Raw genomic sequence first — 7,109 nt, forward strand, 5'->3', positions numbered from 1 at the left:
ACCTATCCCTACCTCTCAACGTCCTTGGGCTGACCCCAATGACCTTGATTTAGAGGAGGATCCGAACTCATGCGTCTAACCGCCATTCTTGCTGCCGGCGTCTTTGCGACAGCTGCCCTTGCAGAGACTCCCTCCCCTGCGCCAAATCCAGACAACTGGGACGCCGTGTTGCAAGATGCCAACGGCGAAACAGTGTATTGGAACGCTTGGGGCGGTTCTCCGCAAACCAATGACTTCATTGCCTGGGTTGGCCAGCGCGTCAAAGACGAACACGGCGTGACCCTGAAACACGTCAAGCTCAGCGACACAGCAGACGCCGTCTCCCGCGTCATCGCGGAAAAATCCGCCGGTAAAACCAACGGCGGCGCCGTGGACATGATTTGGATCAACGGCGCGAATTTTGCAGCTATGAAAGACGCAGACTTGCTGTTTGGTCCCTTTGCCGAAGCACTGCCAAACTGGAAGTTCGTCGATGCGGACGGGAAGACCGTCACCACGGATTTCACCGTTCCAACCGAAGGATACGAAAGCCCGTGGGCCATGGCGCAGGTCGTTTTCATTTACGACAGCGAAACCTTGCCAAATCCGCCAAAATCTGCCGCAGCCCTGTTGGACTGGGCCCAGGCCAACCCGGGCCGGTTCACCTTCCCGCAGCCACCGGATTTTCTGGGCGGTACATTCCTGAAGCAAATGCTGATCGAACTGGCCGACGACCCCAGCGTTCTGCAATCGCCTGCCGGAGCCAATTATGCCGACGTCACTGCGCCGCTTTGGCAGTGGCTTGATGCCTTGACCCCATCCTTGTGGCGTCAGGGGCGCGCCTTCCCACAGACCGGTCCACGTCAACTGCAGCTGATTGACGATGGCGAAATCGACCTTGCGATCTCCTTCTCTCCGGGCGAGGCCAGCGCGGCCATTGCCAATGACCTGCTTCCTGACACCGCACGCACATTTGTGCTTGATGGTGGCACCTTGGGCAACGCGAGCTTTGTGGCCATTCCGTTCAATGCATCCGCCAAGGCCGGTGCCATGGTTGTTGCGGATTTCCTGCTGAGCCCCGAGGCACAATTGCGCGCTCAAACGCCTGATATCCTTGGATATGGGACCGTGTTGAACATGGATGCACTTGCGGCCTCGGACCGGGATGCATTTGCGGCGCTTGACCTCGGGCCAGCCACGCTTTCGCCCGCCGAACTGGGCCAGGCGCTGCCGGAACCACATGCCAGCTGGATGACCAAAATCGAGCAGGACTGGAGCACACGCTACGGTGCCGGAAACTGATCACCCGCGCATGGGAAGGCCGACCAAAGGGCCGGCCTTTTTTCCCACGCTGACCCTCCTTTTTCTGCTGGGTCCGGTTCTGGCCGGATTGCTGGGCACACTGCTTCCGAGTTTTGGCCTCCTCCGCCCATCTGGCGCGGCTGCCTTTTCTCTGGAGCCCTGGACCGCTTTGGCGGAATGGCCGGGCTTGGCGCGGTCTTTATGGCTGTCTCTTAAAACGGGTGTGATCGCAACACTCATTGCCTTTGTTTTGGCCGTCCTATTGGTGGCTGGGTGGCAGGGCACACGCTGGTTCAAAGTTGCGCATGGGCTTTTGTCGCCGTTGCTGTCCCTGCCGCATACGGCGGCGGCACTGGGCCTGGCCTTTCTCATTGCACCGTCCGGTTGGGTTGCGCGGCTGATGTCCCCTTGGGCCACCGGATGGAACCGCCCACCGGATATTCTGGTGCTGAATGACCCCGGCGGCTGGTCCCTCATCTTTGGCCTTGTGCTGAAAGAGCTGCCCTTCTTGTTGCTGATGCTGATCGCAACGCTACCCCAGCTGCAGGTCCGGGACCGGACCAATGTGGCAACGGCGCTGGGATATGGGGCTGTTCTTGGCTGGTGCCTGACCGTCCTGCCCGGGGCCTATCGTCAGACGCGACTTCCGGTCTACGCCGTTCTTGCCTATGCCATATCGAACGTGGACATGGCCCTGATCCTCGGCCCCACCGCCCCGCCGGTTTTGTCCATACAGATTCTCAATGCAATGAATGACCCAGACCTCGGTCTCCGTGCCCCAGCGGCCGCTGCCGCATTGCTGCAACTGGTTCTGGTGCTTGTTGCACTGATAATTTGGAAAGCTGGCGAAGTCGCGGGTGCAACATGCGTGCAAGCACTTTTGTGGCGCGGGGCTCGGGGCAACAGCTTGGCGTTTCGTGCGTTAAAGCCCATCGGGCTTAGCACCGTGACCGCAACCGCTGTTCTCCTGTTCTCAGGGCTTCTCGCACATTTTCTTTGGTCAGTGACAGGGCGTTGGCGGTTCCCGGACGTCTTGCCGCAATCCTTCAAAACACGAACCTGGGACCGCGCCGGAGAAGACTTGCTTTTCACCGGTTTCACAACAGTCTCGCTTGCGTTTCTGGTCGCTGTCGTGGCCCTTGCGCTCGTCATCGGGTGTCTGGAAACAGAACACCGTCGCGGGCGCGCAATGGGTACCGGAGGCGTGTTGATCCTCTATATCCCACTGATCCTGCCGCAAATCAGTTTTCTGCCAGGATTGCAAATCCTGCTTCTTTTGGCCGGCGTGAATCACGGGATATGGCCCGTCGCCGTAGCGCATCTGGTGTTTGTGCTGCCTTATGTGTTTCTCACGTTGGCCGGGCCTTTCCGCGCTTGGGACAGACGTCTTGCCACTGTTGCCTCTGCATTGGGGCACTCGCAGCAGAGTATTCTGTGGCGCGTCAAACTTCCAATGATGCTGGCCCCCATATTGATCGCAATTGCCATCGGCATGGCGGTTTCGGTTGGTCAGTATCTTCCAACACTTCTGGCCTCGGGGGGACGGGTGGAAACCCTGACGACAGAAGCAATTGCATTGGCATCCGGCGGAAATCGCAGAGAAATCGGCGTTTGGGCCATCACATTGACCTTTGCAGCATGGATTCCGTTTCTTTTCGCCTACGCGCTGCCCGCGCTGATGTTCAGAAACCGAAAAGGCATGACCAATGGATAAAGCAGCGTCCCAAAGCGGTCTGACCCTCTCGGACCTGAGCGTTTATCGCCGCTCGGGCGAAAAGCTTTTGCAAGTGAACGCGCACGTCCTTCCTGGCCGAACGCTTACAATCATGGGACCGTCTGGGATCGGGAAGTCCACCCTTTTGGCGGCCATAACCGGCACCTTGTCACCCGATTTTCGGTGCAGCGGTTCCGTGCGCCTGAATGACCGAGAGCTTATGCAGGTGCCGCCGGAAAAGCGTCGCCTTGGCATCCTGTTTCAGGATCATCTCCTGTTTCCGCATTTTTCTGTCGCCCAGAATTTGGCCTTTGGTCTGCCGCCACGGACGAAACACCGGCGCGCGCGGGTCGAACAGGCGTTGGAAGACATTGATCTCAAGGGTTTCGCATCCAGAGATCCGGCCAGCCTGTCCGGTGGACAACGGGCGCGGGTCGCCCTGATGCGCATGCTGCTGTCAGAACCCGAGGCCCTGTTGCTGGACGAAGCGTTCTCCCGATTGGACCAAGACCTTCGCGCACGGATGCGACGCCTTGTTTTTGCCAAAGCAGAGCAAGCCCAGCTTCCCGTCATTATGGTAACCCACGATCAAGAAGATGCGGAGGCCGCCGCAGGTGACATCCTGCGATTTCCGCCCCCTCTTGCAACATGACGCATCCGGTCCCAACACCGCTGCCCCAATCCAGCTGATGGTTGCCGGCAGGTCGTCATCCTCTCCCACGTGGGCATACAAATATTAATGTTTGTGACCTCAGACCAGAATCGCCTATGCTGATTCCTGACATACTGCGGCTTGGAAACGGTTATCCACGAAGCTGCTGTCATTTTGTAGTTGTGAATAGCGTGCCGCCAGCGGTCCTCCTACGACCGGCGGCGCAGAATTGTTAACGAGTATGAACAGGGGTCTTCGTGCAGAAATGCCGGGGACAGCGTCTCAATGCGTAAGTGGTCAGAATATTCCTTCTCACAAATATTTCCCTTCCGCATCTCTGCCCTTGTTCAGCCGCGTACAAGGGAGAACCCGTCGTGGACGAGGAAAACAACGCCGAAATCGCTCAGGATCCATTCCGCATAGAAGTCGAAACCCTGAACCTCACGGGGTTTGTGGTCCGTAGCAATAACAGCGCGTCCGCTGGGGCCTATGCGCAGGCGGGTGGGTCAGGGGAACAAAGAGCCTCCTACACGTTTAGTGCAACTGATGGAGCCTATGACCTAACCATCGGCCATTTCGACGAAAATGATGGCCAGTCCACAATGAGCCTGCTGGTCAACGGCTCGCTCGCTGGTTCTTTTACTTGGGATCAGGATGCGGGCGGAGCCTTGGCCAATGCCTCTTCCTTCGCAACCTATACCCTCTCAGGCGTGCCGCTTGCGGCTGGTGATTTGATCGAATTGGTTGGCACCAAAGACGGCGGAGAACCCCTGCGCACCGACTATATCGACTTTACCTTTGTTGGTGCAGGCGGTGGCGATACACTGGCACCTGTTGTCAGTGCTGCAAGCGCACCCGACATTTCACTGGCGGATGCGGGCAATGCGTCCACTTCAATCACAGTGACTTTTTCGGACAATGCCGCCATTGATGTGGCCAGCATTGATATCACCGACCTCACCGTGACCGGTCCCGGTGGTCCGCTCACGGTCAGCGCGGTCTCCGTTGACACCAATACCGATGGCACGCCGCGCACCGCGACCTATACGGTCGCCGCTCCGGGCGGCACCTGGGACGCGCCCGACGCAGGCAGCTATACTGTCGCGCTGGCTGCCGACGCGGTTCTGGACACCAGCGGCAATGCCGTTGCCGAAGATCCAGCGCTGGCCGCCTTCACCGCGGACTTCAGTGAACCGAGCCCAGACCCGGTCCGGGTTGAAGTCGAAGACATGCTGCTCACAAATTTTGTTACCCGCAACAGCGGCAATGCGTCCGCTGGGGCCTATGCACAGGCCGGTGGCTCCGGGGAACAACGGGCCGCTTATACATTCACCGATGCGGCTGGGTCTTATGACATCACTATCGGCCATTTCGACGAAAATGATGGCCAGTCCACAATGAGCCTGCTGGTCAACGGCGCACTCGCCGGGTCATTCATCTGGGATCAGGATGCAGGCGATGCACTGGCCAATCCCTCGTCCTTTGCCACCTATACCATCTCGGGCGTGCCGCTTGCCGCTGGTGATCTGGTTGAACTGGTAGGCACCAAAGACGGTGGTGAACCCCTGCGCACCGACTATATCGACTTTACCTTTGTTGGGGCAGGCGGTGGCGATACACTGGCACCTGTTGTCAGTGCTGCAAGCGCACCCGACATTTCGCTCGCGGATGCGGGCAATGCGTCCACTTCGATCACAGTGACTTTTTCGGACAATGCCGCGATTGATGTGGCCAGCATTGATGTCACCGACCTCACCGTGACCGGTCCCGGTGGTCCGCTCACGGTCAGCGCGGTCTCCGTTGACACCAATACCGATGGCACGCCGCGCACCGCGACCTATACGGTGGCTGCTCCGGGCGGCACTTGGGATGGGCCCGACGCAGGCAGCTATACCGTCGCCCTAGCTGGCGACGCGGTTCTGGACACCAGCGGCAATGCCGTTGCCGAAGATCCAACGCTGGCCGCCTTCACTGTCGACCTGTCAGTGCCAACCCCGGACCCATTCCGGGTTGAGGCAGAAGCGCTGACCATCATTTCGGGCTTTGTTATCCGCAACAATGGGAACGCCTCATCCGGGCAGTATTTGCAGTCGGGCGGGTCCGGCGAACAGCGAGCCTCTTACACTTTCACCAGTGAAAACGGCATTTATGACATAACCATCGGCCATTTCGATGAAAGTGATGGCCAGTCAACGATGAGCCTGCTGGTAAATGGCGTGCTCATTGAAACATTTACTTGGGATCAGGACGCAGGCGCCGCGATCGCCAACGCCAGTGCTTTCGCCACATATACCATTTCTGACGTCACGCTTGAGGCGGGGGATGTGGTGGAAATCCTTGGCACGCCAAATGCGAGCGAGCCATTGCGCACTGATTATCTCGAGTTCACCTATACCGGGGCCAGCGCCACCGACACCACCCCGCCGCAGGTGGATGCGGTTGTCGCCCCCGATATTGGCGCGCCCGAAGATGGCACCGCCACAACCGACATCACCCTCACCTTCTCCGATGACACCGCCTTGGATGTCAGCTCCATCGACATCGGCGACATCACCGTCACCGGCCCCGGCGGCGCGGTGCTGACCGTCGCCAGCGCCACGGTGGATGTGGGGGCTGATGGCTCGCCACGCGCCGTGACCTATACGGTGAACGCCCCGGGCGGCACCTGGGATGGCGCGGATGATGGCACCTATTCCGTAGCGCTGGCCGCAGATGAAGTGCTGGACACCAGCGGCAATGCCGCCCCCGAGAACGCCGCGCTTGCCAGCTTTGAGGTCGCCCTCGCCGACACCACACCGCCACAGGTGGATGCGGTTGTTGCCCCCGATATTGGCGCGCCCGAAGATGGCAGCGCCTCAACCGACATCACCCTCACCTTCTCCGATGACACCGCCTTGGATGTCAGCTCCATCGACATTGGCGACATCACCGTCACCGGCCCCGGCGGCGCGGTGCTGACCGTCGCCAGCGCCACCGTGGACGTGGGGGCTGATGGCTCGCCACGCGCGGTGACCTATACGGTGAACGCCCCGGGCGGCACCTGGGATGGCGCGGATGATGGCACCTATTCCGTGGCGCTGGCCGCAGATGAGGTGCTCGACACCAGCGGCAATGCCGCCCCCGAGGATCTGGCGCTTGCCAGCTTTGAGGTCGCCCTCGCCGACACCACCCCGCCGCAGGTGGATGCGGTTGTCGCCCCCGATATTGGCGCGCCCGAAGATGGCACCGCCACAACCGACATCACCCTCACCTTCTCCGATGACACCGCCTTGGATGTCAGCTCCATCGACATTGGCGACATCACCGTCACCGGCCCCGGCGGCGCGGTGCTGACCGTCGCCAGCGCCACCGTGGACGTGGGGGCTGATGGCTCGCCACGCGGGGCGGCCTAGACGGGGGACGGGCAGGGGTGCAGCTGGGGGGGGGCGGCTGATGGCTCCTATTCCGTAGCGCTGGCCGCAG

The 7,109-nt window shown here is 60.2% G+C and carries 4 protein-coding genes; all 4 read left to right on the plus strand.

Going from position 1 to position 7,109, the window contains the following annotated elements; translation table 11 throughout:
• Positions 1–69: 69 nt before the first annotated feature.
• The 4 genes from TRM7557_RS00930 (at position 70) to TRM7557_RS00945 (ending at position 7,039) form a co-directional block, all read left to right on the plus strand.
• The gene (locus TRM7557_RS00930) at positions 70–1,281 is read left to right on the plus strand and encodes an ABC transporter substrate-binding protein (RefSeq protein WP_058288341.1); all 1,212 of its coding nucleotides are present in this window, start codon (positions 70–72) and stop codon (positions 1,279–1,281) included.
• A gap of 223 nt (positions 1,282–1,504) precedes the next feature.
• Positions 1,505–2,995, plus strand: a complete 1,491-nt coding sequence (locus TRM7557_RS00935; protein ID WP_328586527.1) for an ABC transporter permease — start codon at positions 1,505–1,507, stop codon at positions 2,993–2,995.
• Complete coding sequence (locus TRM7557_RS00940) at positions 2,988–3,647, plus strand: ATP-binding cassette domain-containing protein (protein WP_058288342.1); 660 nt, start codon at positions 2,988–2,990, stop codon at positions 3,645–3,647. Before TRM7557_RS00935 ends, TRM7557_RS00940 begins: the two co-directional genes overlap by 8 nt.
• A 374-nt stretch (positions 3,648–4,021) precedes the next feature.
• Entirely contained in the window at positions 4,022–7,039 is a 3,018-nt protein-coding gene (locus TRM7557_RS00945) for a beta strand repeat-containing protein (protein ID WP_058288343.1), read from the plus strand.
• Positions 7,040–7,109 lie beyond the last annotated feature (70 nt).

Origin of the sequence: Tritonibacter multivorans, from assembly GCF_001458415.1 — a bacterium.
Lineage (GTDB): Bacteria > Pseudomonadota > Alphaproteobacteria > Rhodobacterales > Rhodobacteraceae > Epibacterium > Epibacterium multivorans.

Excerpts from the sequence above, each read along its gene's own strand:
- TRM7557_RS00930 (WP_058288341.1), top strand. The coding sequence starts at position 70 with ATGCGTCTAACCGCCATTCTTGCTGCCGGCGTCTTTGCGACAGCTGCC.
- TRM7557_RS00940 (WP_058288342.1), top strand. The coding sequence starts at position 2,988 with ATGGATAAAGCAGCGTCCCAAAGCGGTCTGACCCTCTCGGACCTGAGC.